Here is a 4,502-nt window from a genome sequence, read left to right as displayed (position 1 = left end):
CTGAATGAAACAACTGTAAACCTCGCTTCCGCACCGGGCCGGTTTCAGGTGACAACCGGCCAAGATAGTTGTCGTCTACCGGCCAAGATAATTGTCGCTCACCACTGCACCGTGTGCGAAGTTCATCGCTAGGCTGTGGATGACGTTATGAAGGCGTTGATATGCCGCGAACGACAGTGGTGGCGCTTTGCTTTTTTTTGTCATGATGATCAGGGGCGAGAGCGATTATGCGAAGAATTTGGCTGCTTGAAGTTCGCCGACCTGTGCCGCAGCGATGATGGCTGAAACGTGTCCACTTGCCTTGCGCAAGTTTGCGGATGCTACGTGCGCGTAGCGCTGAGTGGTCTTACTATCCGAATGGCCAAGCAGGTGCTGGACCTCGTAGAGTGACGCGCCGTTGTTGATGGCTAGGCTGGCAAACGAATGTCGGAGGTCGTGAATGCGCCAGCCGGTGAGGCCAGCTCTCTTTAGCGCTCGCTGGAAACCCTTATAGGGATTGCAGATTGGCGCACCTAATACCTTCCCCTGGAACACATAAACCGTTGACTCGGAGCGTGGACGCCGATACAGGATGGTCAGTGCCGTATCGTTGAGCAGCACGAATCGGCTCCGCCCACTCTTGGTGTGCGGAAGATACCATTGGCGCTGTTCTAGGTCGATCGCATCCCAGCGGGCGTTGAGGACTTCGGATCGCCTTGCTCCGGTCGCTAGAAGAAAGCTTAATGCGTCTGCTAACGCCCGGTTTGGCTCCGCCTCCAGCGCCGATAAGAAAGACCGCAACTCCTGACCGGACAAGTAGCGATGCCGCTGGTTATTCTCTTGGTGCATTCGGATACCGCGAGCTGGGTTCTTACCGTCGAGCTTGCCCCAAATAATAGCCAGATTGAAGCAGCGCTTGAGCAGTGCCAGGTGCCTGTTTGCCGTTGCGGCACATTTTTGTACGAGCAGTTTGTCGTGTAGTTGCTGGATGGAGTGGCTGGTAATCTCAGCGAGCGGAAGGTGGCCAAGTTCAGGAAGGATGTTGCGCATTCGGCTTGCGTCATCCTTAGCGCTGCGCTTGGCGGCGTAGGCGTGGGGGAGATAGTCGTCGGTCACGAAGTCCTTGAGCGTTAGATCCGCTTGCGGTTGATTCTGGCTCGCGCTGCGGGTCAATACCGTTCGCAATCTTGCCTCGGGCGTCGAGGGCTTGGTGGCGGGCATCTGTCACGTCCAGCTGCGGATAGTCGCCCAATTTCATGCTGCGCTTTGCGCCGTTGAAGGTATAGCGTAGCAGGAAGTACTTGCGGCCCTTCCGGGTCACGATCACTCTCAGGCCTGCTACTTCGGTATCGGAGTATTCACTTTCCTTGGACTTTGCATCCTCAGGATGCGGAGGAAGGGCATCGATCAGCTTCTTGTTGAAGCGGAACTGTCTGTTCATTGCTTACGCTCCTATGGTGGATAGGTTGGTTGATGGTGGTACGTTTTTGGGTACTGGAAGTTCGAATCCGTGGCTCTTGCCGAGTTAATCTAGCGGGCGAGATGATGTGCCAGGCGGCGCATGCGGTATTGCAGTGTGCGCGATCTCACCGCATGAAAAGGCCGTGTGTCCGGTCTATTTCTGGTCGGGTCAACGCACTTGCACTGCAGATCGTCGTTAAACTGAGGTTTCAGACGCGGAAAAGAAAACAGCCCAGACGGTAATGACCGTTTGGGCTGTAGAGAGGCAACGTGACGCTGGATTTCGCTATTTTATGACTGGCTGGCGGGGCTGTTGTAACTTAAGCCGTCCCTTTAGTTGAGTAGCTTTGATGTCTCGCAGTCTCTTCTTCTGATAAAACGTGGAAAATGCCGGAGAAGTTTCTGCTCGCTGAATCCAAATCCTATGTAGCTCCAAAACTGCTTCGAACTCAGGTTCGTTCGGTGACAGTTTGCGCAGCATGTTGGTCGCGGACGCAAAGAATGTTATGAACGGATGCTCATGAACCTTTTCAGTATCTTCGTTTAGCTCATACGCCTGAGTTAATGCTTCTTCCCCCTCGTAGAAAAACTTCATTGCATCGGCGTGATTTTTTTCTAAAAGCCTTACGCAGTGGCGCATACAAATTGCACCCAAACTGGTATAGGCAAATGCATGCTGCTCTATCGAGAGAGCTTTTTGAGAGTAAGAGTAGGCTTTTGGGAAGTTTTCCTCTTGGCGAGATTCTAACAACGCTCGTTGATCCCAATATCGAGAACTCCACCCTAAAATGTCTTCATGTTCTTCATAGAACTGAAGTGCCTTGTCGCGAATGCTAAGTGCGACTTGCTCCTGATCCAAAACCTCCCGAAGGATAAGATGCTCTAGACCTTTCAGTTTAATGACTGTGGGATTGATTAATGGCGCGATTACTCTTGTGACGGCGGTCATCGCTTCATATCGCTCTTGCTCAGAAAATGCCTCAGTCCAAGCATATTCACTCAGAATTCTATGTCGTAATCTCAAGCCGCGAGGATCGCGCACCAAGATCCCCTCAGCCTTTAATCGATCATCGACCAGTGAGCTAAAGTCTTCGAATTGAAGGCCAGACGAGGCAATTGCTGCACGTAACGGAAGTGAGAATCCGAATCTGTGGACGCAAACAATTCTTGATATCAGCCGACGCTGATGCTCCCCGCCAGTTTCGGCAAGAACAAGCTTCCGTACTCGATCTTTTATCGGCTCAGAGAATTCAATGTAAGAAATGCTATCTAGCAATTCAGATTTGCATATATCTTTCAGGTCTTTAATTAATTTGGTATCTGTTGATCCGATATGCTTGCCTAAGCGACTAACCTGTCTACGCTTTTGGACAAAATGCGAGATATCCGTCTGGCTCATTGGCCCGATTTTATATTCATGGCGGAATTCATCCGGCAGGTCAATATGGAAGCCTCGCAATCGAGGGCTCCGTAACGATAGAAAGAATTTCGCTGGCTTTCCCTTGGCTTTCGCGCTCTCAAGCACATTTCTGATGGCGCCTAAATAACTGGCAGCGTCATCTACGAATAGAATTGCACGATCATCTTCCATTAAATAGTCGGAAACAATATCAGCATTTAGCCCTTCCTCATGTCTAAACCAAAATGGCTTATATCCCTGCTGTAGTGCAGCTTTTGCAACGCGAAGAAGTGCCGATGTCTTTCCTGAAACGCGATCGCCGTGGATAAGCGCAGCGAATCTTGTGTCTGGCTTGCCAAGTAGCTCGACAGCTTTTTGGGTAGTTCCAAATTGAGTATCGCGATCATTAAGGATATCTAGCCAAGTGGGTTCATCGCCGCCATAAAAATCTGTCCCCCTGATAGCTAACAAAGAGGTATCCACGCTATCTAAGCGACGAAACTCCGCTAAGAACCTTTCATAAGTACCGCTTTTCAGCCTCGCCATCACTGCATCGGCGGTTTTTCGATACTCAGCTAATTCCCTCATTAGCGTCGTGAAAAATTCCTCTAGCGAACAAACAATCGGAATTAAATTGTAGCGCCTCATGCGCTTTTTCTGACCGTCATCTAAGCTAAAAGAGACGATAAAGGAAGGGAAACCATGCGCGCTTGATAGGTTCTTTGTGCGTATCGCTTCCGCGAGATCTACTTCTTCTGCCAGGCTTGCTCCGCAAACAACAAATGGTTTTTCTATGTAATTCGTCTGAAAACTTGCGTGCCAAGCAGGGAAGCTTTTAGCTGCACCAGCATATTCAGGGATCGAGAACACGAGGCTTTTATTGGGCTTCCCAACCTCTGATGCTCGACCATGTAAATAAATGATCTGAAGAGAAGATGGCTTGCTATCGAGGGGAACGACTTTATCTTTCCAGTCTAGCGGCTGGATTTCCACGGCTGCATTCGATGTGCCGCTCGCCGCGAACGCATTGTCTAACACATCATCGATGTTAAATGTCCAAATTCGTTCCCAGTGCGCGCGAAAGATCAAGCCCTGCCAAGTTGGCGCACATCCGGTAAACCGCTTGCGAAGCCAAGATTTAAATCGGGCAGGCTCCTCACTGAGGGCCTCTTCATACGTGATGGGAAGTTTCTTTGCTTCATCGGCATTTAGGCCGAGATTGAACTCATCTGAGATTTGCACAGATAGTGTTGCGCCATCCTTCAGTTCGACATTATCGCCACCTACGCATCCATAGCTTGATCCCGCACCCAGCAGTAAGTTATATCTCCCTTCGTGAAGCCCTCGAAGAAGCAAGTTTCTTTCATCGGCGCTCAGGCCTAGCTGCTCTAGTGTTCTCATCGGCTCCTCAATCTCAAGTCTACGTCATGAATGCTAGCAAGTAGCATATCATCTTGGCCCAAGGAAAGATGCTCAGATTATCACATTCGAGGATGTTATCGGTACGTGCTCAGTTGCGCGGCTGCGGATCAGATGCGCGCGCAGTGAGCCTACGCGACCAGAGAGCGACCAGAAACAAAAAAGCCCACGAACCGAAATTCGTGGGCTTCCTTGATAATTCTTGGTAGGCCGTGCGGGATTCGAACCTGCGACCAACGGATTA

The 4,502-nt window shown here is 50.4% G+C and carries 3 protein-coding genes; all 3 read right to left on the bottom strand.

Annotated elements, in window-relative coordinates; genetic code table 11:
- Positions 1-225: 225 nt before the first annotated feature.
- A complete protein-coding gene (locus tag AC6H42_RS27835) occupies positions 226-1,095 on the bottom strand; it encodes a tyrosine-type recombinase/integrase (protein WP_497549437.1) in 870 nt (289 codons plus the stop codon).
- On the bottom strand, positions 1,046-1,420 hold the full coding sequence (locus tag AC6H42_RS27830) for an Arm DNA-binding domain-containing protein (protein WP_497549436.1): 375 nt from the start codon (positions 1,418-1,420) through the stop codon (positions 1,046-1,048). The genes AC6H42_RS27835 and AC6H42_RS27830 overlap by 50 nt, the downstream gene beginning before the upstream one ends.
- Positions 1,421-1,726: 306 nt before the next feature.
- Positions 1,727-4,240, bottom strand: a complete 2,514-nt coding sequence (locus AC6H42_RS27825) for a P-loop NTPase (RefSeq protein WP_497549435.1) — start codon at positions 4,238-4,240, stop codon at positions 1,727-1,729.
- Between the last annotated feature and the right edge of the window lie 262 nt (positions 4,241-4,502).

Source organism: Massilia sp. NBRC 108631 (assembly GCF_059704565.1).
This window is presented reverse-complemented; position numbering and strand designations above follow the sequence as displayed.